Source organism: Serratia sp. AXJ-M (assembly GCF_046531865.1).
Classification (GTDB): Bacteria; Pseudomonadota; Gammaproteobacteria; order Enterobacterales; family Enterobacteriaceae; genus Serratia; species Serratia liquefaciens.
The window spans coordinates 4,340,013-4,365,897 of sequence record NZ_CP059394.1; the positions used below are offsets into that span (position 1 = coordinate 4,340,013).

23 protein-coding genes are annotated in these 25,885 nt (G+C 57.9%); 15 read left to right on the forward strand and 8 right to left on the reverse strand.

Going from position 1 to position 25,885, the window contains the following annotated elements; genetic code table 11:
• Positions 1–85 precede the first annotated feature (85 nt).
• From H0S68_RS20320 to H0S68_RS20380, 13 genes are all read left to right on the forward strand, one after another.
• Positions 86–1,639, forward strand: a complete 1,554-nt coding sequence (locus tag H0S68_RS20320) for a sugar ABC transporter ATP-binding protein (RefSeq protein WP_410528991.1) — start codon at positions 86–88, stop codon at positions 1,637–1,639.
• Positions 1,632–2,714, forward strand: a complete 1,083-nt coding sequence (locus H0S68_RS20325; protein WP_410528992.1) for an ABC transporter permease — start codon at positions 1,632–1,634, stop codon at positions 2,712–2,714. Before H0S68_RS20320 ends, H0S68_RS20325 begins: the two co-directional genes overlap by 8 nt.
• 15 nt (positions 2,715–2,729) lie before the next feature.
• The gene (locus tag H0S68_RS20330; protein WP_130015842.1) at positions 2,730–3,830 is read left to right on the forward strand and encodes a substrate-binding domain-containing protein; all 1,101 of its coding nucleotides are present in this window, start codon (positions 2,730–2,732) and stop codon (positions 3,828–3,830) included.
• A gap of 12 nt (positions 3,831–3,842) precedes the next feature.
• The gene (locus H0S68_RS20335; RefSeq protein ID WP_142814466.1) at positions 3,843–4,703 is read left to right on the forward strand and encodes an SMP-30/gluconolactonase/LRE family protein; all 861 of its coding nucleotides are present in this window, start codon (positions 3,843–3,845) and stop codon (positions 4,701–4,703) included.
• 256 nt (positions 4,704–4,959) lie between these two features.
• Complete coding sequence (gene yiaK, locus H0S68_RS20340; RefSeq protein WP_020828511.1) at positions 4,960–5,958, forward strand: 3-dehydro-L-gulonate 2-dehydrogenase; 999 nt, start codon at positions 4,960–4,962, stop codon at positions 5,956–5,958.
• Between the two features lie 13 nt (positions 5,959–5,971).
• The gene (locus tag H0S68_RS20345; RefSeq protein WP_020828512.1) at positions 5,972–6,442 is read left to right on the forward strand and encodes a YhcH/YjgK/YiaL family protein; all 471 of its coding nucleotides are present in this window, start codon (positions 5,972–5,974) and stop codon (positions 6,440–6,442) included.
• 119 nt (positions 6,443–6,561) lie between these two features.
• Positions 6,562–7,857 (forward strand): MFS transporter, encoded by a 1,296-nt coding sequence (locus H0S68_RS20350; RefSeq protein ID WP_262244709.1) that lies wholly within the window; start codon positions 6,562–6,564, stop codon positions 7,855–7,857.
• Positions 7,857–9,335, forward strand: coding sequence for an FGGY-family carbohydrate kinase (locus H0S68_RS20355; protein ID WP_316044343.1), 1,479 nt, complete (start codon positions 7,857–7,859; stop codon positions 9,333–9,335). The genes H0S68_RS20350 and H0S68_RS20355 overlap by 1 nt, the downstream gene beginning before the upstream one ends.
• 9 nt (positions 9,336–9,344) lie before the next feature.
• On the forward strand, positions 9,345–10,001 hold the full coding sequence (gene ulaD, locus H0S68_RS20360) for a 3-keto-L-gulonate-6-phosphate decarboxylase UlaD (protein WP_020828515.1): 657 nt from the start codon (positions 9,345–9,347) through the stop codon (positions 9,999–10,001).
• Position 10,002: 1 nt separating this feature from the next.
• Positions 10,003–10,863 carry an L-ribulose-5-phosphate 3-epimerase gene (locus H0S68_RS20365; RefSeq protein ID WP_044553295.1) on the forward strand — a complete coding sequence of 287 codons (861 nt, stop codon included), beginning with the start codon at positions 10,003–10,005 and terminating at the stop codon, positions 10,861–10,863.
• Positions 10,857–11,558 (forward strand): L-ribulose-5-phosphate 4-epimerase, encoded by a 702-nt coding sequence (gene araD / locus H0S68_RS20370; RefSeq protein WP_410528993.1) that lies wholly within the window; start codon positions 10,857–10,859, stop codon positions 11,556–11,558. The genes H0S68_RS20365 and araD overlap by 7 nt, the downstream gene beginning before the upstream one ends.
• A gap of 175 nt (positions 11,559–11,733) precedes the next feature.
• Positions 11,734–12,432, forward strand: a complete 699-nt coding sequence (locus H0S68_RS20375) for an RluA family pseudouridine synthase (RefSeq protein WP_261136546.1) — start codon at positions 11,734–11,736, stop codon at positions 12,430–12,432.
• Positions 12,433–12,635: 203 nt separating this feature from the next.
• On the forward strand, positions 12,636–13,985 hold the full coding sequence (locus H0S68_RS20380) for an MFS transporter (RefSeq protein WP_217331816.1): 1,350 nt from the start codon (positions 12,636–12,638) through the stop codon (positions 13,983–13,985).
• 90 nt (positions 13,986–14,075) lie between these two features.
• On the opposite strand, the gene mscS is transcribed toward H0S68_RS20380, so the two are convergent.
• Positions 14,076–14,945 carry a small-conductance mechanosensitive channel MscS gene (gene mscS, locus H0S68_RS20385; RefSeq protein WP_020828520.1) on the reverse strand — a complete coding sequence of 290 codons (870 nt, stop codon included), beginning with the start codon at positions 14,943–14,945 and terminating at the stop codon, positions 14,076–14,078.
• 205 nt (positions 14,946–15,150) lie between these two features.
• On the opposite strand from mscS, the gene H0S68_RS20390 reads away from it, so the two are divergent.
• The gene (locus H0S68_RS20390; protein ID WP_020828521.1) at positions 15,151–15,819 is read left to right on the forward strand and encodes a DUF1345 domain-containing protein; all 669 of its coding nucleotides are present in this window, start codon (positions 15,151–15,153) and stop codon (positions 15,817–15,819) included.
• Between the two features lie 56 nt (positions 15,820–15,875).
• Here H0S68_RS20390 and fbaA read toward each other — a convergent pair whose 3' ends face one another.
• The 4 genes from fbaA to H0S68_RS20410 all read right to left on the reverse strand — a co-directional run bounded on the left by fbaA (position 15,876) and on the right by H0S68_RS20410 (position 20,607).
• On the reverse strand, positions 15,876–16,955 hold the full coding sequence (gene fbaA, locus H0S68_RS20395; protein WP_020828522.1) for a class II fructose-bisphosphate aldolase: 1,080 nt from the start codon (positions 16,953–16,955) through the stop codon (positions 15,876–15,878).
• A 117-nt stretch (positions 16,956–17,072) separates the two neighbouring features.
• Positions 17,073–18,236, reverse strand: a complete 1,164-nt coding sequence (gene pgk / locus H0S68_RS20400; RefSeq protein WP_020828523.1) for a phosphoglycerate kinase — start codon at positions 18,234–18,236, stop codon at positions 17,073–17,075.
• A gap of 71 nt (positions 18,237–18,307) precedes the next feature.
• Complete coding sequence (epd, locus tag H0S68_RS20405; RefSeq protein ID WP_020828524.1) at positions 18,308–19,324, reverse strand: erythrose-4-phosphate dehydrogenase; 1,017 nt, start codon at positions 19,322–19,324, stop codon at positions 18,308–18,310.
• Between the two features lie 323 nt (positions 19,325–19,647).
• Positions 19,648–20,607, reverse strand: coding sequence for a LysR substrate-binding domain-containing protein (locus tag H0S68_RS20410; RefSeq protein ID WP_185959367.1), 960 nt, complete (start codon positions 20,605–20,607; stop codon positions 19,648–19,650).
• A 79-nt stretch (positions 20,608–20,686) separates the two neighbouring features.
• Between H0S68_RS20410 and H0S68_RS20415 the strand changes: the two genes are divergently transcribed.
• Complete coding sequence (locus tag H0S68_RS20415; protein WP_410528994.1) at positions 20,687–21,766, forward strand: tartrate dehydrogenase; 1,080 nt, start codon at positions 20,687–20,689, stop codon at positions 21,764–21,766.
• Between the two features lie 2 nt (positions 21,767–21,768).
• Here H0S68_RS20415 and H0S68_RS20420 read toward each other — a convergent pair whose 3' ends face one another.
• From H0S68_RS20420 to H0S68_RS20430, 3 genes are all read right to left on the reverse strand, one after another.
• Positions 21,769–22,839, reverse strand: coding sequence for an ABC transporter ATP-binding protein (locus tag H0S68_RS20420; RefSeq protein WP_142814459.1), 1,071 nt, complete (start codon positions 22,837–22,839; stop codon positions 21,769–21,771).
• Positions 22,832–24,601 (reverse strand): ABC transporter permease, encoded by a 1,770-nt coding sequence (locus tag H0S68_RS20425; RefSeq protein WP_020828532.1) that lies wholly within the window; start codon positions 24,599–24,601, stop codon positions 22,832–22,834. Before H0S68_RS20425 ends, H0S68_RS20420 begins: the two co-directional genes overlap by 8 nt.
• An 82-nt stretch (positions 24,602–24,683) precedes the next feature.
• The gene (locus H0S68_RS20430) at positions 24,684–25,739 is read right to left on the reverse strand and encodes an ABC transporter substrate-binding protein (protein WP_369982361.1); all 1,056 of its coding nucleotides are present in this window, start codon (positions 25,737–25,739) and stop codon (positions 24,684–24,686) included.
• Positions 25,740–25,885: the final 146 nt, after the last annotated feature.

Below are 25,885 nucleotides of genomic sequence, written 5' to 3' on the forward strand. Positions count from 1 at the left end.
AATTTCGTATATTGAAATTTAACGGACATATAAACACCAGAATGCATAAATCAGATTGCGTATTTCACTATCAGGGGCGCATCACATGACACCAGATAATGCGGAACAACCCATTCTAACCCTCAGCCATATCGTTAAGCGCTTTGGCGGCAACGTTGCGGTAAACGACGTCAGTCTGCAGGTGATGCCGGGCGAAGTCCTGGCCCTGCTGGGCGAAAATGGCGCCGGCAAATCGACGCTGATCAAAGTGCTGGCCGGGGTGTATCCACGCGACGGTGGCGACATTCAGTTTCAGGGGACCAGCATAGCCTCCGCCGCGGCGATAAAAAGTGACAGTCGCCAACCTATTGCCTTTATTCATCAGGATCTCGGGCTGATCGAATGGATGACGGTAGCGGAGAACATGGCGCTGGTGATGGGATTCCCACGCCGCTTCGGCCTGATCGATTGGCGAGCCATTCGCCGCCGCGCCGCTCAGGCGCTGCAGGATGTCGGCATCGCGCTGGATCCCGACGCCAGGGTGTTCGAACTGTCGCGCACCGAGAAATCGCTGCTGGCGATCGCCCGGGCGGTGGCCGTTAACGCCGAACTGCTGGTGTTGGATGAGCCGACCGCCTCGCTGCCCGCCAACGATGTGCGTCATCTGTTTGCCGTCATTAACCGGCTGCGCGACAAAAAGGTCGGCATGATTTACGTCACCCATCGGCTGGACGAAGTGATCGAGATTGCCGACCGGGTATGCGTCATGCGCGACGGCCGCTATGTGGCGGGCGGCAATACCGCCGACTATTCGCTGCGGGATCTGGTGCAGATGATCGTCGGTGAGGCAATGGCAGAAGATCAGCGCGAGCCCCTGCCGGAAAATCAGCCGCCGGTGTTGCAGCTCAATCACGTGGTGGTGGGCGATATCGGCCCGGTCAGCTTTAACCTGCAGCCCGGTGAAATGCTGGCGCTGGCCGGCCTGCGCGGCGCAGGCCAAGAAGAGATTGGTCGCCTGCTGTTCGGCCTGCGTCATGCCGATGAAGGTGAAATCCGCTTTCGCGACCAACCCTATAGCGCCAGTAGCCCACAACAGGCCATGGCCTGCGGCGTTTCGCTGGTGGCGGGTGACCGTACCGGCGAAAGCCTGGTGATGTCGATGAGCGTGCGTGAAAACCTGTTTATCAACCCCTGTGCCAGTGGCCACAAGCTGCTTTCCCGCTACAGCCGCCGGGCCGAAATCGGCGCCAGTTGGTGGAAAGTACAGCTGTTCGACGTGCGGCCCAAGGACGTCAATATCGATATCAGCGCCCTGTCCGGCGGGAACCAGCAAAAGGTGGTGATGGCGCGCTGGATGCACCTCGGTGCCCCATTGCTGATCCTGGAAGATCCCACCGCCGGTGTAGACGTAGGGGCCCGGGCGGAAATCTACCATCTGTTAAATAAATCCCTGGCGGAGGGCGTGGCGGTGTTGGTGATCTCCAATGACTTTGAAGAGATCGCCCATATCTGCAACCGCGCACTGGTATTCAACCGGGGAAAAGTGGTCGGCGAGCTGAAAAATCAGCAGGTGTCATTCGCCAATTTATTGGAACTGGCCTCCGCCAGCTCCGGGGACCCCCTCGCGACAACGTTAGAATCTGAGGTAGGCCATGTCTAAAACATCTGTTAAATCAACGGCACTGGAGCAAAGAGTCAGCCTGTCGCAGGACGGTGCCGGCCCCTGGCTGATGCAGGTTCTCACCCGCTACGGCCTGCTGCTGCTGTGCGTTGCGCTGGTGGTGCTATTTTCGCTGATCACACCGTCTTTCGCGTCCATGCTGACGCTGCAGGCAATCCTCTCCAGCAAAGCCAAGATTGCGCTGCTGGCACTGGCGGCGACCATCCCGATGATCGTCGGCAAAATTGACCTTAACGTCGGTTTCGGCATCGTGCTGTGGCATATCCTGGCCATCACCCTGCAGGTGGAATACGGCTTTTCGTGGCAGATGGCGGTACTGACGGTGCTGGCCCTTTCCGCTCTGTACGGCCTGCTGAACGGCATTCTGGTGGCACTGGCGGACATCGACAGCTTCGTCGCCACGCTCGGATCCGGCACCGTGCTGTATGCCATTGCGCTGTGGCACTCCGGCGGGCGACAGATCGTCGGCGATCTGCCGGATGCTTTCATCGCCCTGCACCATACCGAGATCGGCGGGATCCCGATCGTCGCATTCTACGTGCTGATCGTCGCCGTGGTGCTGTGGTTGATCACCGAACATACCCCGCTTGGCCGCTGCATGTACGCCGTGGGCGGCAATCCGGCGGCGGCACGGCTGAACGGCATCTCGGTCAATCGCTTCACCATTGGCGCCTTTATCGCCTCCAGCGTGCTGACCGGCTTCAGTGGCGTACTGATCGCCGCCGAACAGGGCGTTGGTCAGGCCAGCGTCGGCATGGACTACCTGCTGCCGGCGCTGGTCGGCGCCTTCCTCGGCAGCACAACCATTCGCCCGGGCCGGGTTAACGTCTGGGGCACCGTGGTTGGCATTGCCATTCTGGCTATCGGCATCGCCGGTATCCAACAGTTCGGCGGTGAATTCTGGGTCGAGCCACTGTTCAACGGTGCGACGCTGTTGCTGTCGATCACCCTGGCGGGCTATGCCCAACGCCGCCGGTTACTCAATCAAAAAGCGGTACAACGCAGCCCAGCCGCTACGGCTGATAAAAATAACCAAAAAGCGATCAATCCTTAACCAGGAGTGCACCGAATGAAACGTATTTGGATATTACCGACTACCCTGCTGCTGGCCAGCGCTGCTTCATCCGCCTGGGCAGACGCCTATCTGGATCAGGCCACCGCAGCGGTCGCCAAGGCGACTGCCAGCGTGACTCAGTGGGACGGCCCCACCAGCGGGCCACAGCTGCAAGCCAACAAGAAAATCATCTTTATCGCTTCGGACATGAAAAACGGCGGTGTGCAAGGGGTGCAGGAAGGGCTGAGCGAAGCGGCGAAAGCCGCGGGCTGGAAGCTGGAAACCCTCGACGGCGGTGGCTCGGTGAAAGATCAGCTGGCCTCGCTCAATCAGGCGATTGCCCAAAAACCGGACGGCATAGTGATCGGCGGCTGGAACCCTAACGTCGCCAAGATCCCGCTGAAAAAGGCCATTCAACAAGGCATAGTGCTGACGGCCTGGCACGCGGTGCCGGAGCCGGGGCCAATCGCCAAGTACAGCGTGTTCTATAACGTCACCTCTGACTCTAACGAAGTGGCGCGCATTGCCGCCCAATATGCCGTGGTGCAGTCCGGCGGCAAAGCCAGCGTGCTGATCTTCACCGATTCGCTGTACCAAATCGCGCTGGACAAGGCCAACGTGATGAAAGAGGAGATCGGCAAATGCAGCGGCTGCAAGGTGGTTGAGTTTATCGATACCCCGCTGGCGGACACCGCCAACCGCATGCCCGCCATGACCTTCAGCCTGCTGCAGAAATACGGCGATCAATTCCAGTACGCACTGGCGATTAACGATTTGTATTTTGACTTTATGGCACCGGCACTGAAAACCGCCGGTAAGGGCGGTACCCATGCGCCATACAGCATTTCCGCCGGCGACGGCTCGATTTCGGCCTATCAGCGCATTCGTTCCGGCGGCAGCCAGTCGGCGACGGTGCCGGAGCCGCTTAAACTGCACGGCTGGCAACTGCTGGATGAGTTCAACCGCGCCTTCGCCAAACAGCCACCTTCCGGCTACGTGACCCCAGCGCACCTGGTGACCCGCGACAACATCACCGCCGACGGCGGCGCCAGTAACCTGTATGACCCGCAAAATGATTATCAGGGCCATTACAAAGCCATTTGGGGCGTGAAGTAAGCGGAGGTCAGCATGAACGAACTGATGGCGGGCCCGCCGCTCGAACGCCTGTGCTCACCGGCCATTTGGGCCGAGGGGCCGGTGTGGCTGCCCGCGCAAAATGCGGTGGTGTTCAGCGATGTGAAAGGCAATCGCATGTTCCGCTGGTCGCGACAGGGGGAACTGAGCCTGTGGCGCTCCCCGTCGCATTATGCCAACGGCAACGCACGGGATGCCGAAGGCCGCGTGGTCAGCTGCGAGCACGGACGACGCGGCATCAGCCGAACCGAAAACAACGGTGAGGTGCAAATGCTGGTCGATCGCGTTGACGGCAAGCGTTTCAACTCACCCAACGATCTGGCGGTACGTTCCGACGGCACCCTTTGGTTTACCGATCCGCCCTACGGCATTATCGGTGACGAAGAAGGTTACAAGTCGGAAAGTCAGATCGTTGGCTGTTACCTTTACTGCTTCGATCCCCGCGACGGTTCGCTGAACATCGCGGCCAGCGATCTGCAGCGCCCTAACGGCCTGGCGTTCTCGCCGGATGAGTCTCTGCTGTACGTGGCGGATATGTCGATCGTCGATTTCCCAACCCTGGGCCGCAGAGAGCTGCGGGTGTATCAGGTTAACGGACGTGAACTGAACGCCGGACGCCGTTTTGCCACCGTGGCCCCCGGCTTCCCGGACGGTTTTTGTGTCGATGCGTTTGGAAACATTTTTTGCAGCTGCGCCGACGGCATACTGTTCTTCGACAGTCAGGGAACACAGCTCGGTAAGATCGAAGTGCCAGAGCGGGTCTCCAACTGCACGTTTGGCGGACCAGACGGCAATGAGTTGTACATCACCGCCACCACTTCGCTGTACCGCAAAATACTGAATACGCGAGGGTAATTAGTCATAAAGGCCAAAGCAGAGCGGGCAGTTACCGCTCTGCTTTGCCACGCCTAAAACACCGCAACGGCCAAAAACGTGTCTGCGATCACAAAACCACCAAGTTAATTTAACCACTTGTTTTATATAAATAACTTTCTCTTCCCTCGCTTTGACTTCACCTGGCCGCAGGTATAGCATTTATTTGAAATGCAATTTCGTATATTGAAATTCAAAGAACACAAAACAAACAAAAATGCCGTAGCGGAGAACCAGCATGAGAGTGAGTTACACCGATCTGAAACAGGAATTCAAACGCGTGCTGCTGTCGCGGGGCGTGGCGGAAGCCACCGCCGATGACTGTGCGGGCATGTTCGCCGACACCTCTGCCAACGGCGTTTACTCCCACGGCGTTAACCGTTTCCCACGCTTTATTCAGCAGTTGGACGCCGGCGATATCGTGCCGGACGCCGAACCCAGCAAGCTGTTGTCGCTCGGAGCCATTGAACAATGGGACGCGCATCAGGGTATCGGCAATCTCACGGCGCGCCGGATGATGGATCGCGCCATGCAATTGGCCGACAGCCACGGCATAGGCCTGGTGGCCCTGCGCAATGCCAACCACTGGATGCGCGGCGGCGGTTTCGGTTGGCAGGCGGCGGAGAAAGGTTATATCGGTATCTGCTGGACCAACTCAATTGCCGTTATGCCACCCTGGGGCGCCAAGGAGTGCCGGATCGGCACCAACCCGCTGATCGTCGCGGTGCCGGGCAACCCCATCACCATGGTGGATATGTCGATGTCGATGTTCTCCTATGGTGCTTTGGAGCTAAATCGGCTGGCGGGCAAAACGCTGCCGGTGGACGGCGGTTTCGACAACGACGGTCAATTGACGCGCGATCCTGCCGCCATTGAAGAGAACCGCCGCATTTTACCGATGGGCTACTGGAAAGGATCCGCGCTGTCGATCGTGCTCGATATGATTGCCACCCTGCTGTCTGGCGGATCCTCAGTGGCGGAAGTGACCGAAGACAACCGCGAAGAGTATGGCGTGTCGCAGGTCTTCATCGCCATTGAGATCGAACGCTTGATCGACGGCGCCACCCGCGATGCCAAACTGCAGCGCATCATGGACTACATTACCAGCGCAGAACGCGACAACCCGGAGATAGCCATTCGCCTGCCGGGCCATAAATTCCCACGTATTCACGCGGAAAACATGCGTGACGGCATTCCCGTGGATGAGCGCGTCTGGGCGCGCATTCAGGCGCTTTAACAGGAGAGTCACCATGATATTCGGCCATATTGCCCATACTTCGCCGGAGCAGTACCCGGCGCCGGTGGCCAAAGCCATCGCCTATCTGCAAAGCACCGATTTCAGCGCCCTGCCCGCCGGTCGGTATCAGGATCCTGCCACCGGCTACGTGGTACAGGTGCTGGATCTGCAGACCCACCAGCCGAGCGATCTGCGACCGGAGGTACACCGGGAAAACGTCGACGTGCAGTTTCTGGTCAGCGGCACCGAATTGATCGGTGTGGCGGCAGATCGCGGTAATAACCCGATCCACCAGGATTTGCTGGCGCAGCGCGACATTCTTTTTTATCAGGACGTCGCCGATGAATCCTGGTTAACCCTGCGGCCCGGAAATTTTGCGGTATTTTTCCCGCAGGATGTGCATCGCCCGGCCTGTATTAACCAACAGCCCGGCGATATTCGCAAAGTGGTGGTGAAAATACCGCTGGCATTATTTAGCGCTTAATTAGCAGCAAACGAAAACCTGCAAAAAACACCGGTCCTCAGGCCGGTGCGGGCGCCCTTGTGCCCAACGCAAACCAAAACAATAAAGCCCGACCCTACAAAATAGCGAAAGGTGTATAGATGAATACAGCCTCTGTTTCCGTTAGCCGCAGCCAGGTCATTCCCAAATTACGCTGGTTGAGAATAGTGCCGCCTATTCTTATTACCTGCATCATCTCCTACATGGACCGGGTGAATATTGCCTTCGCCATGCCCGGCGGCATGGACGATGAACTCGGCATCACCGCTTCCATGGCCGGCCTGGCCGGCGGCATCTTCTTTATCGGCTATCTGTTTTTGCAGGTGCCGGGTGGCAAGCTGGCGGTGTACGGCAACGGCAAGAAATTCATCGGCTGGTCACTGCTGGCCTGGGCGGTGATCTCGGTACTGACCGGGCTGGTCAGCAATCAATATCAGCTGTTATTCCTGCGTTTCGCGCTGGGCGTCTCCGAGGGCGGCATGCTGCCGGTGGTGCTGACCATGATCAGCAACTGGTTCCCGGACAAGGAGCGCGGGCGCGCCAACGCCATCGTAATTATGTTCGTGCCCATTGCCGGTATTCTCACCGCGCCGCTGTCCGGTTGGATCATCACCGCCTGGGACTGGCGCATGCTGTTCCTGGTGGAAGGCGCGCTGTCGCTGGTGGTGATGGTGCTGTGGTATTTCACCATCAGCAACCGCCCGCAGGAGGCCAAGTGGATTTCACAGGCTGAAAAAGACTACCTGATCAAAACGTTGCATGACGAACAGCTGCTGATCAAAGGCAAAACGGTGCGTAACGCCTCGCTGCGCCGGGTGCTGGGCGACAAGATCATGTGGCAGTTGATCATGGTGAACTTCTTCTATCAAACCGGGATCTACGGCTACACCCTGTGGCTGCCGACCATCCTCAAGGGGCTGACCAACGGCAACATGGAGCAGGTCGGCATGCTGGCCATCCTGCCCTATATCGGCGCCATCTTCGGCATGCTGATCATCTCCACCCTGTCCGATCGTACCGGCAAACGCAAAGTGTTCGTCGCATTGCCGCTGGCCTGCTTCGCCATCTGTATGGCGCTGTCAGTGCTGTTAAAAGATCACATCTGGTGGTCTTACGCAGCGCTGGTTGGCTGCGGCGTCTTTATCCAGGCCGCCGCCGGGGTGTTTTGGACCATTCCTCCCAAACTGTTTAACGCCGAAGTGGCCGGCGGGGCACGCGGCGTGATCAACGCACTGGGCAACCTGGGCGGCTTCTGCGGCCCGTACATGGTCGGCGTTTTGATCAGCCTGTTCAGCAAGGATATCGGCGTTTACAGCCTGGCGGTATCGCTGGCCATCGCGTCGGTACTGGCACTGATGTTGCCGAATAAATGCGACCAGAAAGCGGGGGCCGAATAATGGAATATTGGTTGGGGTTGGACTGCGGCGGCACCTTTATCAAAGCCGGGCTGTATGACCGCCGAGGTAGCGAGCTGGATATTGCCCGCCGCAATCTTGAGATTATCGCGCCACAGCCCGGCTGGGCGGAACGGGATATGCACGCGCTGTGGAGCACCGCCGCCGAGGTGATCCGGGAAGTCTTGGCCCGCAACGAGATTGCCGCCGGCGATATTCAGGCAATCGGCATCTCGGCACAGGGCAAGGGCGCGTTTTTATTGGATAAACGCGGCCTGCCGCTGGGCAACGCCATGCTGTCTTCCGATCAGCGCGCATTGACACTGGTGCAGGAGTGGCAAAAACAGGGCGTGCCGCAGGCGCTCTACCCGCAGACCCGACAAACGCTGTGGACCGGCCATCCGGTGTCATTGCTGCGCTGGGTCAGGCAACACCAGCCGGAACGCTATCGCCAAATTGGCAGCGTTTTGATGGCGCACGATTATCTGCGCTACTGCCTGACCGGCGAGCTGGCCTGCGAAGAGACCAATATCTCCGAATCCAATCTTTATCAGATGGCCGACGGCCGCTATGACCCGGCGCTGGCGCAGTTGCTGGGGATTGGCGACATCATGCCCGCGCTGCCACCGATCGTCGGTTCCGCCGAAATCGCCGGGCGCGTCAACGCTACTGCTGCCGCCGCGACCGGGCTGCTGCCGGGAACGCCGGTGGTTGGCGGGCTGTTTGACGTGGTGTCCACCGCACTGTGCGCCGGGCTGCAGGACGAAACCCGACTCAATGCGGTGATGGGTACCTGGTCGGTCACCAGCGGCATCACCGACCGCATTACCGAAGGGTTCGATCATCCCTTTGTTTATGGCCGTCATGCCGAAGCCGGCAAATACATCGTGCATGAAGCCAGCCCCACCTCCGCTGCCAACCTGGAGTGGTTCTGCCGACAATGGGGCCTGCAAGACTACGCCCAACTCAATGACTGGGTAGCGGCGTTGCCCAAGGCCGACAGCAGCCTGCTGTTCGCGCCCTTCCTGTATGGCTCCAACGCCGGGCTGGGCCTGAGCGCCAGCTTCCACGGCCTGCAGGCTTTCCACCAGCGCGAGCACCTGGTGCAGGCGATTTACGAGGGGGTGGTGTTCTGCCATATGACCCATCTCAACCGCATGCGGCAACGTTTCCCTGCGGCCACCGCGCTGCGCGTCACCGGTGGCCCAGCCAAGTCAGTGCCCTGGATGCAGATGTTTGCCGACGTCAGCGGCCTGCCGGTCGAACTGCCGCAGGTGGAAGAAACCGGCTGTCTGGGCGCCGCGATGGCGGCGATGGTCGGCAGCGGCGCATTCAGCGACTTCACCGCTGCCCAACGCGAGCTGGCGCCACGTATTGAGCGGGTGTTGCCGGATGCTTCAACAAGCGCGGCCTACGGCAAGAAATACCAACGTTATCAGGCGCTGATTGCCGCACTGCAAACGCTGCAATCCGCACAGTAAGGAGGCTTTATGAGCAATAAACCGCGCCTGCAGCTGGCGCTCGATCACACCCGGTTAGATGCCGCTCTGCAGACGGCAGAACGCCTGCGGCCCCACGTCGACATCATCGAGGCCGGCACCATCTTATGCATCAGCGCCGGTATTCAGGCGGTGAGCGCACTGCGCGAGCGCTGCCCGCAACATACGCTGGTGGCCGACCTGAAAGTGGCCGATGCCGGTGGCACGTTGGCGCAACAGGCCTTCGGCCACGGTGCCAACTGGATGACCGTCATTTGCGCCGCCCCGTTGGCCACCATGGCCAGTGCGCTGGAAGTGGCGCAACGACACCAGGGCGAGATTCAGATTGAGCTGTTCGGCCGCTGGACGTTGGAGGATGCCCAACAGTGGCGCGACCTCGGTATCCGCCAGGCGATATACCACCGTGGCCGCGACGCGCAGGCCAGCGGGCAAACCTGGAGCCATCAAGATTTGGATCTGATGAAGGCCTTGTCTGATCTGGGCATTGAATTGTCGGTGACCGGCGGTATCACGCCGACCGATTTGCCGCTGTTTAAAGACATCGCCGTGACCGCTTTTATCGTCGGCAGAGCGCTGGCGGAGGCTGCCGATCCGCTGGCCGCTGCCGGTCAGTTCCGCTCGGCCATTGATGACATCTGGAGAAGTTGATATGCGTCAGCACCCCTTGGGAATTTATGAAAAAGCCTTGCCGAAGCACCTGACCTGGCCCGAGCGGCTGGCGCTGGCCAAGGCCTGCGGTTTTGATTTTGTCGAAATGTCGGTGGATGAAAGCGACGAGCGGCTGGCACGTCTGAGCTGGAGCAAGGAGCAGCGGTTGTCGTTGGTCAGCGCCATGCTGGAAACCGGCATCAGCATCCCGTCGATGTGCCTGTCCGGTCATCGCCGCTTTCCCTTCGGCAGCCATGACGATGCGCTGCGTCAGCGTGCCTTCGAGATGATGGAACAGGCGATTCAACTGGCGAAGGACGTCGGCATCCGCACCATTCAGCTCGCCGGCTATGACGTCTATTACGAGCCGCAGGACGAAAGCACTCTTGCCCGCTTCACCGAGGGTATGCAGTGGGCAGTCGAGCGCGCCGCCGCAGCGCAGGTGATGCTGGCGGTAGAGATCATGGACACCGCCTTTATGAACTCCATCAGCAAATGGAAAGCCTGGGACGCCTGCCTGGCCTCCCCCTGGTTCACGGTCTATCCGGACGTCGGCAATCTGAGCGCCTGGGGCAATGACGTGGCGCAGGAGTTGGCGCTGGGCATTGACCGCATCGCCGCCATCCATTTGAAAGACACTTACCCGGTTACCGATAGCTCGCCGGGACAGTTCCGCGACGTGCCGTTTGGCGAAGGCTGCGTCGATTTTGTCGCCGTATTCCGCACCCTGAAACAGCTTAACTACCGCGGTGCTTTCCTGATTGAAATGTGGACCGAAAAAGCCGAAGAGCCAGTGGCCGAGATTGTGCAGGCCCGCCGGTGGATCGAACAGAAAATGCAACAAGGGGGTATGACATGCTAACGCTGCCGCAGCTTAAACAACAGGTGCTGGAAGCCAACCTAGACCTGCCGCGCCATAACCTGGTGACCTTCACCTGGGGTAACGTCAGCGCCGTGGATCGCGAACGCGGGCTGGTGGTGATCAAACCTTCCGGCGTGGAGTATGAACACATGACCGCGGAGGACATGGTGGTGGTCGATCTCGCCAACGGGCACACCGTCGAGGGCACCAAAAAGCCCTCCTCTGACACCGCTACCCATCTGGCGCTGTACCGTGAATTCGCCGATATTGGCGGTATCGTTCATACCCATTCGCGCCACGCTACCATCTGGGCGCAGGCAGGATTGGATATCCCCGCCTGGGGCACCACCCACGCCGATTACTTCTACGGTGCGATTCCCTGTACCCGCCTGATGACCGAAGACGAAATTGAGCATGAATACGAGCTGGAAACCGGCAAGGTCATTATCGATACCTTCCGCCGTCGCGGCATCAACCCGAACGCCATTCCGGCAGTATTGGTCAATTCACACGGGCCGTTCGCCTGGGGCAAGGACGCGCACAGCGCGGTGCATAACGCGGTGGTGCTGGAAGAAATTGCCTACATGGGGATTTTCTCACGTCAGCTGACGCCGGCCATTCACAGCATGCAACCGGCACTGCTGGATAAACATTACCTGCGCAAACACGGCAAAAATGCCTACTACGGGCAATAAGCCGGTAACGCCTTTCAGTAACCCCTTTGGAAGCCAGGCGCCGTTCGGCGTCTGGTGAAAACCTCTCTGCCGGGTTAGCCGTTCACCCTCCTTTGGCAAGGGGCCGGGCAGCGACAACTGACTGGCGGCCAAAAATTCGTTATTATCCGCTCCCACTTTCCCGCCGGGCAGCCTGATGTCTAAGATTATCGATACCTTTATTGCCCCGCCGTGCCATGACCAGATAGAAACGCTGTATCAGGACGAGAGTCTGGTGCTTATCAATAAACCCGCCGGGCTGCTAAGCCTCTCGGGGAAAAACCCGCAAAATCTCGATTCGGTGCATCATCGGCTGGTGCAGCTATTTCCTGGCTGTACGCTGGTCCACCGCCTTGATTTCGGCACTTCCGGGCTGATGGTGATAGCGCGTAATAAAGCGATCAATGCCGCCCTTTGCCAACAGTTCAGTCAGCGTACCGTCACCAAGGTGTACAGCGCATTGCTCTGCGGGCACCTGAACGACGACGAAGGGGTGATAGATGCGGCAATTGCCAAAGATCCGGCGCTGTTCCCGCTGATGTCGATTTGCTCAATCCACGGCAAGCCCGCTCGCTCACGCTATCGGGTCGTTGAACGCACTTATCGCGAGTTGAAAGACGGGACGTTACTGCCGTTGACGCGGGTACAGTTAATCCCGGAGACCGGACGCACCCATCAGCTGCGTATCCACTGCCAGCATCTGGGCCATCCTATTTTGGGCTGTGACCTGTATGGCGGCCGTCTGCTGCCAGGCACCGAATGGACGCCGCGATTGATGCTGCACGCCAGCGAACTGCATTTCGTTCATCCTGTCAGCGCAGAGAAGATCAAAGCCCACCATGCTTGCCCGTTCTGAGAACAGAGTATTTAAGCCGTTTTGTCTGAAACAGAACGGCTCATCTCAGCGCATCGCTGCAAGCCGCTGGCTCTGGTGTATACTCAGACTTTCTGCACCATGCCAGCCACAGCGGCTTTGGTTCAGGCCCGTTTCAGCAAGAGCCTGACGCCTGCACAGCCCTCCAGCCAGCTCCACACAAGCCTAATTAAAGTGGAACCCCCATGAGCCAAAATACCGCTCGTATCAGCGAGATCATCGACAACGCGAAAATCTCGCCCTATCAAATCCTGATCCTTACCCTGTGTTTCCTGATCGTCCTGCTGGACGGTTTTGACACCGCCATCATCGGCTATATCGCCCCGGCGTTACGCGAAGAGTGGCAACTGCTGCCTGCACAGTTATCGCCGACGTTTGGCGCGGGATTGTTCGGCCTGCTGCTCGGCAGCCTGATCTTCGGCCCGGTTGCCGATGCCATAGGGCGCAAGCGCGTGCTGCTCGCCTCCATACTGATCTTTGGCGGAGGCACTCTGGCCTCGGCCTATACCAGCTCAATCGAGTCGTTGACCCTGCTGCGTTTAATCACCGGTATCGGTTTGGGCGGGGCGATGCCCACCTGCATCACCCTGAGCTCGGAATACTCGCCGGCACGTCGGCGGATGATCATGGTCACCCTCAGTTGGAGCGGTTTCACCGCCGGTCTGGCACTGGGCGGCATCCTTGCCGGGCAGGTTATTCCGGCCTTCGGCTGGCGTGGTTTGCTGATGCTCGGTGGCATCGCGCCATTGTTGCTGTTGCCGTTGCTGGCCTGGCAGATGCCCGAGTCAGCGCGCTTTATGACTGCCAGCCCGAAACATGCCGATAGCCTGCGCCAGGTGGTCGAGCGTATCACCGGCAAAAGTTGGGCCGGCGTGACGATTATCGATGATGAACGCCCCGCACTGGCCAGATCGCCAATCTCCCACCTGTTTATCGAAGGTCGCGCAGTGCGCACTTTGCTGCTGTGGGTGGCATTCTTCTGCTCGTTGTTTGTGTTTTATCTGCTCACCAGTTGGCTGCCAAGCATCCTCAAGGATACCGGGTACGATATCGTCCACGCTTCGCGCATCGGGGCGATGGTGCCGCTGGGCGGAACCCTCGGTGCCATCCTTATGGCGCTGCTGATGGACCGCGTCGGCCCCTACCGGGTATTGGCCCTGTCGTACCTGGGTGCCGCGCTGGTAATTGGCGCTACCGGTTATCTGATGGGGGACGCCTATACGCTGGCGGTCGCCGTATTCCTCATCGGTTTCGGCGTGGCCGGTGCGCAGAACGGCCTGAATCTGGTCTCCGCTACCCTTTACCCTACCGCCGCTCGCGTCACCGGAGTCAGCTGGGCGATGGCGAGCGGTCGCTTCGGCTCGATAGTCGGTTCAATGCTTGGCGCCTGGATGATCGTCGCGGCAGGGACGTCGGAGATGTTCTTCATCTGGCTGGCGCTGCCGGTACTGGTGGGCTCTGCCGCTATTTTCCTGCTCTACCGGCTCAGCGTGAACCGCCGCGTCCCTGTGCCAGACTCCGCGTTATCAAACTGATAAAACGAAAAAGCCGAGGCGACATCCGCAGGATGCAGCCTCGGCCAGCAATAAAAAAAGGGGCCGTGGCCCCTTTTCTCTTGTTCTGCTTTATTCCGCTTTCGCGGTAGCCGCTTCTTCAGTGCGGTACAGATGAACATCCATCTGCGGGAACGGAATGCCGATATTGTTGGCATCCAGCGCGCGCTTGAAGTTCTCCATCAGATCGAAGTATACGTTCCAGTATTCCGCATTGGTGGTCCAGGAACGGGTGACAAAGTTCAGTGAAGATGGCGCCATCTCGTTCAAGCGTACGGTTACGCCTTTGGCGTGCATGATGCGCTTGTCGGCAGCGATCACATCACCCAACACTTTTTTCACCACGTCGATATCGGCGTTATAAGCCACGCCAACCACGATGTCTACGCGGCGGTTTGGCTCGCGGGAATAGTTGATGATGTTGCCGGCGATGATTTTGCCGTTCGGCACCACGATGGTTTTGTTGTCTGCGGTACGCAGCGTGGTGGAGAAAATCTGCACCTGGTCGACGGTACCGGCTACGCCGCCCAGATCGACATATTCACCGGCACGCAGTGGACGGAAGGCCACCAGCAGCACGCCTGCAGCGAAGTTGGACAGTGAGCCCTGCAGCGCCAGGCCGACGGCCAAACCTGCGGCACCCAACACGGCGATCACCGAGGTGGTCTGAACGCCAACGCGCCCCAGCACGGCGATAAAGGTGAAGGCCAGAATGCCGTAACGCGCCATGGCAGACAGGAAGTCGGCAACCGTGGCGTCAATACCGCGCAGCTTCATCACCCGGCTTAATGCATTGCTGACTACGCGTGCAATGATCGAACCGATGATGAAAATAACGATCGCCGCGACGATGTTCACCGCGTACTGAATCAATAAGTCCTGGTTCTGCACCAGCCAGTTACCGGCACCATTAATGCCATCTACTACATTCAGATCTTTCATTCGTGTCGTCCTAACTTGTCCCTAAGGGGATAAACTCGCAAAAAAACTGACATCAGCCGTCAGTCGGAAACCACAGCCTTAGGTTAACCAACATTTCCACCGCATGCCAACCGTAAGCGTCAAAAATAGCCGAAACAGCCGCCACGCTTCTTCTATGCTGAACACACCGCTATCGCCTTTATAACGATAAGGAACTTCATCGGTTATGCACATTCCATCGTCAATCAAACACTACTGGCAGGTTCGGCCAAGGCTGCTGCTGTCCGTCGGTGCGGGCATTTTGTGCTACCTGCTGCTGCCCGCCACGCTTTCTGAGCTGCAGCGACTGATGCTCGGCTGGAACGTTTTGGCCTGGTGCTATCTGCTGTTTCTCTGGCGACTGATGTTGATCAGCACGCCAAAACACATCCGCCAACTGGCACGGGCACAGGATGAGAGCGCCAGTATGGTGCTGGCACTGGTCAGCATCGGTTGTCTGGTGAGCATTTTATCCATTCTGTTTGAGCTGAGCACCGCCAAACAGGTCAGCGATTCGCTGAAGACGCTGCATCTGGCGCTGACCGGCGCGACGCTGGTGGTGTCCTGGTTACTGCTGCCCACGGCATTTACCATGCACTATGCCCACCAGTTTTATCGTCAGGGTGCACAGCAGGATCCGCTGCCGCTGTTGTTTCCCGGCGACCTTAAGGAGCCTACCTATTGGGACTTTGCCTATTTCTCGTTCACCATCGCGGTGGCTTCGCAAACTGCCGACGTGGCCGTCGGTGCGGCCGAGGTGCGCAAAGTCGCTCTACTGCAATCGGTGATTTCCTTTGTTTTCAATCTGGTGATCCTGGGGCTGTCGATTAACGTCGGCGCCAGTCTGTTGGGCTAGCAACAAAAAAGGCTCCCCGAAGGGAGCCTTTCAATATGGCTAACAGCTGACCGAGATTACAGAACGTCTACTGCGTTCAGATCTTTGAAAGCCTGTTCCAGACGAGTAATCATGGAAGTCTGGGCTGAACGCAGCCATACGCGTGGATCGTAGTATTTCTTGTTCGGCTGGTCGGCGCCTTTCGGGTTGCCCAACTGGCCCTGCAGGTAAGCTTCGTTCGCTTTGTAGTACTGCAGGATACCGTCCCAGGTTGCCCATTGGGTGTCGGTATCGATGTTCATTTTGATCACGCCGTAACCTACGGATTCTTTGATCTCTGCGTCGGTAGAACCGGAACCGCCGTGGAACACGAAGTTCAGGCTGTTGTGCGGCAGATTGAATTTCTTGGACACGTAGTCCTGAGAATCACGCAGGATGGTCGGAGTCAGTTTAACGTTGCCTGGCTTGTATACGCCGTGCACGTTACCGAAGGACGCTGCGATGGTGAAGCGTGGGCTGATGGCGTTCAGTTTTTCGTACGCGTAAGCCACGTCTTCCGGTTGGGTGTACAGAGCGGATGCGTCCATATGGCTGTTGTCCACGCCATCTTCTTCACCGCCGGTGCAGCCCAGTTCGATTTCCAGGGTCATACCGATCTTCGCCATGCGAGTCAGGTATTTGCTGCAAATTTCGATGTTTTCTTCCAGGGACTCTTCAGACAGGTCGATCATGTGAGAAGAGAACAGTGGCTTACCGGTAGCCGCGAAGTGTTTCTCGCCAGCGTCCAGCAGGCCGTCCAGCCATGGCAGCAGTTTCTTCGCACAGTGGTCGGTGTGCAGAATAACCGGCACGCCGTAATGCTCAGCCATCTGGTGAACATGATGTGCACCAGAGATAGCGCCCAGAATTGCTGCACCCTGAGGAACGTCAGTCTTCACGCCTTTACCGGCGATGAACGCGGCACCGCCGTTAGAGAACTGTACGATTACCGGAGCACGCACCTTCGCTGCTGTTTCCAGCACGGCGTTGATGGAGTCGGTACCTACGCAGTTCACTGCTGGCAGAGCAAAGTTGTTCTCTTTAGCTACTGCGAATACTTTCTGAACGTCATCACCAGTGATGACACCCGGTTTTACGAAATCAAAAATTTTAGACATGTTACTTTGTCCTGTTTCGTCGGCCGTAGATGGATGTAAATCGATTTTTTCATGCCGCGCCGCATTATGCCGCGCGGTATAAAACAAACGGGCGGCTTTCGCCTCCCGTTGTCTGAATTACTGCTTAGCGCGCTCTTCCAGCATCACGACCGCCGGTAACGCTTTACCTTCCACGAATTCCAGGAAGGCGCCGCCGCCGGTTGAGATGTAGGAAATCTTGTCAGCAATGCCGAACAGGTCGATTGCTGCCAGGGTGTCGCCGCCGCCTGCGATAGAGAAGGCTTCGCTGTCTGCGATAGCGCGAGCGACAATTTCGGTGCCCTTACGGAAGTTAGGGAACTCGAATACGCCAACCGGGCCATTCCACAGAATGGTTTTGGCGTTCTTCAGGATAACGGCCAGACGCTCGGCTGAGACGTCGCCCATATCCAGAATTTGCTCGTTGTCCTGAATTTCGTTCGCCTGCTTCACGGTCGCAACCGCAGTTTCAGAGAACTCGGTCGCCACGCGCACGTCGGTCGGAACCGGAATGTCGCAGGTTTCCAGCAGTTTCTTGGCGTTGTCGATCAGATCAGGTTCGTACAGAGACTGGCCCACGTTGTTGCCCTGCGCCGCCACGAAGGTGTTGGCGATGCCGCCACCGACGATCAGCTGATCGGCGATTTTGGACAGGGAATCCAGTACGGTCAGTTTGGTGGAAACTTTAGAACCACCCACGATGGCAACCATCGGACGGGCTGGGTTGCCCAGCGCTTTACCCAGCGCTTCCAGCTCTGCAGACAGCAGCGGGCCGGCACAGGCAACAGGCGCGAACTTGCCCACGCCATGGGTGGAAGCCTGTGCACGGTGTGCGGTGCCGAAGGCGTCCATCACATACACGTCACACAGTGCCGCATATTTCTTGGACAGGGTTTCGTCGTCTTTTTTCTCGCCCTTGTTGAAACGGACGTTTTCCAGCACGACCAGCTCGCCTTCTGCAACATCAACGCCATCCAGGTAGTCTTTAGCCAGACGTACCGGGTTTTTCAGGTGTTCTTTCAGATAGTTGACAACAGGCAGCAGGGAGAATTCTTCGTTGTACTCGCCTTCGGTAGGACGACCCAGGTGGGAAGTTACCATCACGCGGGCGCCTTGTTTCAGCGCAGCTTCAATAGTCGGCAGGGAGGCACGGATACGTGCATCGGAAGTCACTTTACCGTCTTTCACTGGAACGTTCAGATCGGAGCGGATCAGAACGCGTTTACCTGCCAGATCCAGATCGGACATGTTAATTACAGACATGGTGAACCCTCTTGGTTGATTCTCTATAAAGTTGCCTGAGCGGCGCACCGGCCAGTGCCGATGCCGCCGTACTAGAAACCGCTTGCGGCCATTGCCCGTGTTGTATCCAACATCCGGTTGGCAAAGCCCCATTCATTATCACACCAGACCAAGGTCTTGATCAGGTGTTGTCCGCTGACCCGAGTCTGCGTACCGTCGACGATAGCGCTGTGCGGGTCATGGTTAAAATCGATCGAGACTAATGGTAGTTCCGTATAGTCAACTATACCACGAAAAGATCCCCGTGCGGCCATTTGCAACAGCTGGTTGACCTCTGCCACTTTCACCGCCGAACTGACGCTGACGCTGAGATCGATGGCCGTCACGTTGATGGTTGGTACACGTACGGAAATCGCTTCAAAACGATCGCAAAACTGCGGAAAAACGCGGGTAATACCGGCGGCCAGCTTGGTGTCGACCGGAATAATCGACTGGCTCGCCGCGCGGGTGCGCCGCAAATCCTGGTGATAGGCGTCTATCACTGGCTGATCGTTCATTGAGGAGTGAATGGTGGTCACCGTGCCCGACTCGATGCTGTAGGCATCGTCCAGCAGTTTGATCACCGGAATAATGCAGTTGGTGGTGCATGACGCATTGGACACGATGCGGTGTTCCGCCAGCAGCGTCTGATGGTTGACGCCAAACACGATGGTGGCGTCCAGATCGTTGCCGCCGGGGTGAGCGAACAACACTTTTTTCGCCCCCGCCGCCAGATGGGCCTCGCCATCCGCCCGACTGCCGTACACGCCGCTGCAGTCCAGCACCACATCAACGCCCAGCTCGCCCCAGGGAAGCTGTTCCACCGCCGGCTGATGCAGCAAACGAATGGTATCGTCCCCGACGGTCAACATGTCGCATTCCTGGCGAACATCCCAGGCAAAACGGCCATGGCTGGAGTCGTATTTCAGCAGGTGGGCCATCCCCTCGGCGTTCGCCAATTCGTTGATCGCCACCACGGAAATTTCCGCTCTTCGTCCCGATTCATACAGTGCGCGTAAAACGCTGCGGCCTATGCGGCCAAAGCCGTTTATCGCTATGCGGATTGTCATGCTGCTCCTGAAAAAGGGCCTTCTCACACCGGGCATGCTCACCCTATCTGAGAGAGCGCTGATAGGTTATCAAGCTTACTCGCATAGAGTACTTTAGCGCACCGCCTGCTGTGAATCGCCACGTCGCATTATTCCTTCCATCAGCCGCGTGTTCATCACCTTCACTCCGGCGTTTCAGTTGAATTCCGATACAACTGAAACGCTTCAGCTGAGCATAAACCAAAGTTTTGCCAAAAGGAACAGATGCGACAGCTCGCCTGACAACTGATCGACACTTTGCGGGAATAAAATGATCTGGCGCACACTTTTGCCTCCTCCTTGCCCTAGCGACGCGCCAGGTATTCCGACAACAACGAGGCTTCGCCATAGTGTTGGCGGAAATAATCGCGCAAAAATTCGACGGTCACCCGCACCTTCGCCGAGGTCGCCAGGCGTGAAACGTACACCGCCCAAATATCTGCCGGCTGGTAGTAGTCCGGCAGGATATGCACCAGCCAGCCATTTTCAATACTCTCTCGTACGTCCCAGAAAGAGCGTAGCGCAACGCCCTGTCCGTCCAGGCACCATTGATGCACAATTTCACCGTTGTTGGATGACAGCCCGCCGGTCACCTTCACCGCCTCCTCCCCTTGCGGCCCCTGCAGTCGCCACAGCCCAAAAGGATGGTCACGCTCTTTAATTGCCAGACATGCGCGTCCGGAAAGCTCGCTCAAGGTTTTCGGTGTGCCGTAACGCTGCAGGTATTGCGGAGACGCGCACAAAATGCGTTGGTTCTGCGCCAGCTTGCGGGCAATCAGATTGGGGGCAATGTCATCACCGATGCGGATATCCAGGTCAAAACCTTCGCTGACCAAATCCACCAGCCGATCGGAAACGTCCAGCCGCAGTTCAAGCGCCGGGTATTCCAGCGCCAGCGCCGACAGTGCCGGGCCGACAAAACGCCGACCGAAGCCGAAACTGCTGACAATACGCAACGTACCTTGCGGTGCCTGACGGGCGTCGGAAAGCTCATCCATCATTTGATCGACGTCGTTCAGAATGCGTTGTGCCCACTCGTAAATGCGCTCGCCATCTTCGGTGATCGCCACCCGGCGCGTAGTGCGGTGCAGCAACGACACGTCCAGCGCCTTTTCCAACAGCGCAATACGTTTGCTGATGAATGCCGGTGAAACGCCCAGCTCGTCGGCGGCGGCGGCAAAACCGGCGCGGCGCGCCACCAACACAAACACCCGCAGGTCACTCAGGATAGGTAGATTATTCATGATTCGTGTTTTATGTTTCACCGTTTCCAGCATTGATTAACAGTTAGTCAATTATAGGATGGAAGGGATGTCAATCGCCCCTCTTCACAAGTGAGATCCTATGAGCAAAAGCTATAAAATCGCCGCCATACCGGGAGACGGTATTGGCCAGGAAGTGATGCCGGAAGGCATTCGGGTGTTGCAAGCTGCTGCCGCGCGTTGGGATTTGTCCCTGGAGTTTGAAACCTTCGAATGGGCCAGCTGCGATTATTACCTTCAGCACGGCCAGATGATGCCGGACGATTGGTTCGAGCAACTACAAGGCTTTGACGCCGTCTATTTTGGTGCCGTCGGCTGGCCGGACAAGGTGCCGGACCATATCTCGCTGTGGGGCTCATTGCTAAAATTCCGTCGCGATTTCGATCAGTACGTCAACCTGCGTCCGGTGCGCTTGTTCCCCGGCGTGCCCTGCCCGCTGGCAAATAAGAACCCGGGGGATATCGATTTTTACGTGGTGCGTGAAAATACCGAAGGGGAGTACTCGTCGCTCGGCGGCCGAATGTTTGAAGGCACAGAACGCGAAATGGTGATCCAGGAGTCGGTGTTCACCCGCCACGGCGTCGACCGCCTTTTGAAATACGCCTTTGAGCTGGCGCAACAACGCCCGCGCAAGACGCTCACCGCCGCCACAAAATCCAACGGAATGGCGATCAGCATGCCGTATTGGGATGAACGTGTAGCCGCCATGGCGCAGCAGTATCCGGACATTCGCTGGGACAAACAGCATATCGATATTCTTTGCGCGCGCTTCGTGCTGCAACCCGAACGTTTCGACGTGGTGGTAGCCTCCAACCTGTTCGGCGACATCCTGTCCGATCTTGGCCCGGCCTGCGCCGGCACTATCGGTATCGCGCCTTCGGCCAACCTGAACCCCGAGCGCAATTTTCCGTCATTGTTCGAGCCGGTGCACGGTTCCGCACCGGATATTTTCGGCAAAAAAATCGCCAACCCTGTCGCCATGATCTGGGCCGGTGCCATGATGCTGGACTTCCTCGGTAAGGATGAACCACGCTATCGCCAGGCGCATGACGGTATTCTCGCCGCCATCGAACAGGTTATCGCCTGCGGGCCACGTACCCCGGACATGCACGGCGATGCCACCACCCAGCAGGTCGGTCAGGCGATCGCCGCCCTGCTTTAACCTCAGGCCTTGGGGAAAATCCACAGGTGCTCTGCCGGCAAGGACAGCCGGCAAAGCGTCTGTCCGCGCACTTCGGTGCCATAAGCCCGCACCACGAAATCTTCAGCAACGGTGCGGAACAGGTATTCCCAACGATCGCCCAGGTACATGCTGGTCAGCAGTGGCAACTCCAGTTGGTTGCCCTGGGGATCCTCACCCAGGCGCACGCGTTCTACCCGGATCACCGCCGTGGCTTCATCGCCAACCTTTACCCCTGCGCCTGCCATGCCCCACAGCGCCCAATCTTTCCCTTCGATGCGCGCCTTGCCCTCGCTCATCTCGGTGATTTTGCCGAACAGGCGGTTATTGCTGCCCATAAACTCGGCGGTAAACAGGGTCGAGGGGGAGCCGTACATTTCCTGTGGCGTGCCCTGCTGTTCGATCTTGCCGTTGTTGAGCAACAAAATGCGATCGGAAATGGCCATCGCCTCGTTCTGATCGTGGGTCACCATCAGCGCCGACAACCCCAGCTTGATAATCAGTTCACGCAGAAACACCCGCGCCTCTTCGCGCAGCTTGGCATCCAGGTTGGATAGCGGCTCATCCAGCAGGATCACCGGCGGGTTGTACACCAACGCCCGACCAATCGCCACGCGCTGCTGCTGGCCGCCGGACAGCTGATGCGGATGGCGTTTGCCCAGATGTCCCAGTCCCAGTTGATCCAGCACCCCTTGCACCCGCTGGGTAATTTCCGCCGTGGAAACTTTGCGTAATTTCAGCGGATAGGCGACGTTCTCAAACACGGTTTTATGCGGCCACAGGGCATAGGACTGGAATACCAGCCCGAGGTTGCGCTCCTCCGCCGGGATCTCGCTGCGCGCAGTGCCGTCATACACCTTATTGCTGCCAATGGTAATGCTGCCCTGCGTTGGCTTCTCCAGCCCGGCGACCGCCCGCAACAGCGTCGTTTTACCGCTGCCCGACGGCCCCAGCAGCGAAACCACCTCGCCGCGCTTGAGCTGCATCGAAACGCCTTTCAGCACCGGGTTGTCGCCGTAGGTCAAATGCAGGTTCTCTACCGAAAGTTCAATCATGTAATTTCACTCCAAAGCGCAAGGCGATCCCCAGCCCCAGCACCACCAGCAGGATGTTAATGAAGGAGAGCGCGGCCACGATATCAATAGCGCCCGCCGCCCACAGCGAAACCAGCATCGAACCTATGGTTTCGGTGCCTGGAGACAACAGGTAAACCCCGGTGGAATACTCTCGCTCGAAAATCAGGAACATCAGCAACCACGAGCCGATCAGGCCGTAGCGCGACAGCGGAATAGTCACGTGACGAGTGATCTGCCCACGGGACGCACCGGCACTGCGCGCAGCCTCTTCCAGTTCAGGGCCGACCTGCAACAGCGTCGAGGAGATCAACCTCAGGCCGTAGGCCATCCACACCACGGTATACGCCAGCCAAACGCTGAAGATGGTGCTGCGCAAAGAACGTAGCCAGACAATCAGGTTTTCCCGCAGCCATTCGGCGACCGGCAGGGCCGATAACCAGCCCTCTTTCAGCGACTTGTCCAGCCACATCGGCAGGAACAGGAACACCCACAGGAACGCCAGCCCCGCCAGCAAACCCGGCACCGCACGCGGTACCAGCACGCTGTAATCGAGAAAACGGGTAGCGCCGTCGGGTTTGCGGTGCATGGCAATGCCGATGAACAGATAACAGACTACCGCCAGAGCACCGCCGATCACCCCTATCGCCATCGAGTTGACGATGGCTCGCAACAGGTTGGGTTGCTGCCAGATGGTGCGGAAGGTATTGAGCGACAGCTCGTCCCAGATAGAAACACCCACGCCCCAGTTGGAAATAAAGGCACGCAGCACCACGCCCACCAGTGGCACACCTATGGTCACCGTCAGCCAAAACACCACCACCGCACCGGCGACCCAGCGCCATTTGCCCAGCGGCAGCGCCCGCGCCTGCGACGCCTTGCCCTTGACGGTGACGAAACGGTTGGCGGTACGCATCAGACGGCGCTGCAACATTACCAGCGGAATGGTGATGCAAATCAGCACCACCGCCACTGCCGCCATCAGGTGGTAAGACGGCGTGCCCAGCTTGTTGGTCAGTTGATACAGGTAGGTCGCCAGCACCAGGTTCCCTTCGGGATCGCCCAGCACCAGCATCAGGCCGAACACCTCCAGCCCGAGAAAGAACAGCAATACGCCAGCATACAGAATCGAAGGGCGCACCATCGGCAAACTGACGGCCGTCATGACCTGCAAGGGCGAAGCCCCTGCCGTACGAGCGGCCTCCTCCACGTCTGAGCCGACGCTGCGCAAGGCCGAGGAAATATAAAGATAAGCGTGCGGCACGTGGGTTAATCCGGCAATGACCACAATGCTGGCCATCGAGTAGATATTCCAGGGCACAAAGCCCAGCAGCGATTCCGCCCATAGCGAGAAGAAGCCGACCGGCCCGGCGGCCACCACGTAGCCAAAGCCCAGCACCATCGGTGAGACAAAGATCGGCACCAGGATCAGCGGTTCAATAAACCGACGACCGGGCAAATCGGTTCTGACCATCAAAAAGGCCAGAATACCTCCCAGCGGAATGGCGATCACCACTAAGCCAAAGGCCAGGATAAAGCCACTTTTCAGCGCCTTGTAAAAGTCGGGATCGGTAAAAATAAACTCGAACGCCTCAAGGCTAAAAACCTTGGAGGGCGAAAAAAAAGGTGCGGAGAGAAAACTTTGAATCACGATAAATGACAGCGGAACATAGATAACCAGCGCGGTTATCACCACCACCAAGCCACGCGGCAGGCTCTGCCACTTTCTGCGCCATGTATTCATAATCTATCCCAATGGTTGTAAACATCGACCACCAAAGGGCGCGCGCCTCCCTGGCAGACGCGCGTCCGGAGCCTGTCCTAATTTATTTTGCCGCGGCGGTACGCCATTGCTTGATGTAGTCCAGCCGTTTGGCCGGCTGCAGGTACTCCAACAGGCTTTCGTCCACCGGAATAGGCTTCAGCGCGTTGCCAAGCATTTTGGTCATGCCGTCGATGTCGTTTTTGCCTTCAATGTCATTACGGATAGAGGGAATATCGGCCTGGTTGGCGAGAATGCTCTGGCCCTTTTCCGACAATACGTAGTTAAGCCAAAGTTTTGCCGCGTTGCTGTTGGCAGCCTCTTTGCTGATAAAGGACACGCGCGACAGCACCAGGGTGTAATCTTTCGGGTAAGCGATGCCCAGAGAAGGGTCAGTTTTGGCGCGGGCTTCGGCGTAGGAACCCAGAATGTTGAAACCAATCAGGTTTTCACCGGACGATACCCTTTCCATCATGGTACCGGTGGACGACTGCACGGCCAGACCGCCTTTGGCAACGTCAGCCAGCGTAGCGAAATAGTTCGGATCGGCCTTGAAGTCCTGCACCGACAGCATGAAGCCCAACCCTGATTTTTCAATGTCATAGGTCGTGACTTTCTTTTTAAACTTGTCGGTTTGACTGGCGATCAGCTTTGCCAGCGCAGCGTGCGAGTCCGGCACATCCCCCTGCGGGATCAGCCGTTTGTTATAAATGAAGACCACCGGCTCATAGGTGGTGCCGTAGGCTCTCTCTTTCCAGACCGCCCACTTGGGCAGTTGGCCCTGTTCCGGCGAGGCGTATTCTTGCGCATAGTCGGTTGCCAGCTTCAGCGCGGTATCCATCGACGAACTCCACACCACGTCACCGCTGGTGCCACCCGCCGCCTGTTCGCTGATATAGCGGTTATACAGCTCGGTGCTGTTCATGTCGTTGTATTCGACCTTAACGCCCGGATACAGCGCTTCGAACCCCTGAATCAACGGTCCTGCGGCTTTGGTATCCGTGGTGGAATACACCACTACCTTGCCCTCTTTCTTCGCGCCATCCACAATTTTCTGATAGTCGGCTGGATAGCCTGCAGGGAACTCAGCGTAAGCAGGCACTGCACCCAGTACCGCCATCGCCACCACCGACGCGCCGATTCTTGTTAACATAATCAACTCCTGGTTACATTTAATAAACTAAAAATTAACATATAGTTAATAAGTGTTCTTAAGCAACGCCGTTGATTTTTTATCTTCGTATTTTGTGAGGTTGGGCGATTTTT

What these genes read in the sequence shown, in the direction of transcription:
- H0S68_RS20320 (WP_410528991.1), top strand. Translation starts at nt 86, where the DNA reads ATGACACCAGATAATGCGGAACAACCCATTCTAACCCTCAGCCATATC.
- H0S68_RS20325 (WP_410528992.1), top strand. Translation starts at nt 1,632, where the DNA reads ATGTCTAAAACATCTGTTAAATCAACGGCACTGGAGCAAAGAGTCAGC.
- H0S68_RS20330 (WP_130015842.1), top strand. Translation starts at nt 2,730, where the DNA reads ATGAAACGTATTTGGATATTACCGACTACCCTGCTGCTGGCCAGCGCT.
- H0S68_RS20335 (WP_142814466.1), top strand. Translation starts at nt 3,843, where the DNA reads ATGAACGAACTGATGGCGGGCCCGCCGCTCGAACGCCTGTGCTCACCG.
- yiaK (WP_020828511.1), top strand. Translation starts at nt 4,960, where the DNA reads ATGAGAGTGAGTTACACCGATCTGAAACAGGAATTCAAACGCGTGCTG.
- H0S68_RS20345 (WP_020828512.1), top strand. Translation starts at nt 5,972, where the DNA reads ATGATATTCGGCCATATTGCCCATACTTCGCCGGAGCAGTACCCGGCG.
- H0S68_RS20350 (WP_262244709.1), top strand. Translation starts at nt 6,562, where the DNA reads ATGAATACAGCCTCTGTTTCCGTTAGCCGCAGCCAGGTCATTCCCAAA.
- H0S68_RS20355 (WP_316044343.1), top strand. Translation starts at nt 7,857, where the DNA reads ATGGAATATTGGTTGGGGTTGGACTGCGGCGGCACCTTTATCAAAGCC.
- ulaD (WP_020828515.1), top strand. Translation starts at nt 9,345, where the DNA reads ATGAGCAATAAACCGCGCCTGCAGCTGGCGCTCGATCACACCCGGTTA.
- H0S68_RS20365 (WP_044553295.1), top strand. Translation starts at nt 10,003, where the DNA reads ATGCGTCAGCACCCCTTGGGAATTTATGAAAAAGCCTTGCCGAAGCAC.
- araD (WP_410528993.1), top strand. Translation starts at nt 10,857, where the DNA reads ATGCTAACGCTGCCGCAGCTTAAACAACAGGTGCTGGAAGCCAACCTA.
- H0S68_RS20375 (WP_261136546.1), top strand. Translation starts at nt 11,734, where the DNA reads ATGTCTAAGATTATCGATACCTTTATTGCCCCGCCGTGCCATGACCAG.
- H0S68_RS20380 (WP_217331816.1), top strand. Translation starts at nt 12,636, where the DNA reads ATGAGCCAAAATACCGCTCGTATCAGCGAGATCATCGACAACGCGAAA.
- mscS (WP_020828520.1), bottom strand. Translation starts at nt 14,945, where the DNA reads ATGAAAGATCTGAATGTAGTAGATGGCATTAATGGTGCCGGTAACTGG.
- H0S68_RS20390 (WP_020828521.1), top strand. Translation starts at nt 15,151, where the DNA reads ATGCACATTCCATCGTCAATCAAACACTACTGGCAGGTTCGGCCAAGG.
- fbaA (WP_020828522.1), bottom strand. Translation starts at nt 16,955, where the DNA reads ATGTCTAAAATTTTTGATTTCGTAAAACCGGGTGTCATCACTGGTGAT.
- pgk (WP_020828523.1), bottom strand. Translation starts at nt 18,236, where the DNA reads ATGTCTGTAATTAACATGTCCGATCTGGATCTGGCAGGTAAACGCGTT.
- epd (WP_020828524.1), bottom strand. Translation starts at nt 19,324, where the DNA reads ATGACAATCCGCATAGCGATAAACGGCTTTGGCCGCATAGGCCGCAGC.
- H0S68_RS20415 (WP_410528994.1), top strand. Translation starts at nt 20,687, where the DNA reads ATGAGCAAAAGCTATAAAATCGCCGCCATACCGGGAGACGGTATTGGC.
- H0S68_RS20420 (WP_142814459.1), bottom strand. Translation starts at nt 22,839, where the DNA reads ATGATTGAACTTTCGGTAGAGAACCTGCATTTGACCTACGGCGACAAC.
- H0S68_RS20425 (WP_020828532.1), bottom strand. Translation starts at nt 24,601, where the DNA reads ATGAATACATGGCGCAGAAAGTGGCAGAGCCTGCCGCGTGGCTTGGTG.
- H0S68_RS20430 (WP_369982361.1), bottom strand. Translation starts at nt 25,739, where the DNA reads ATGGCGGTACTGGGTGCAGTGCCTGCTTACGCTGAGTTCCCTGCAGGC.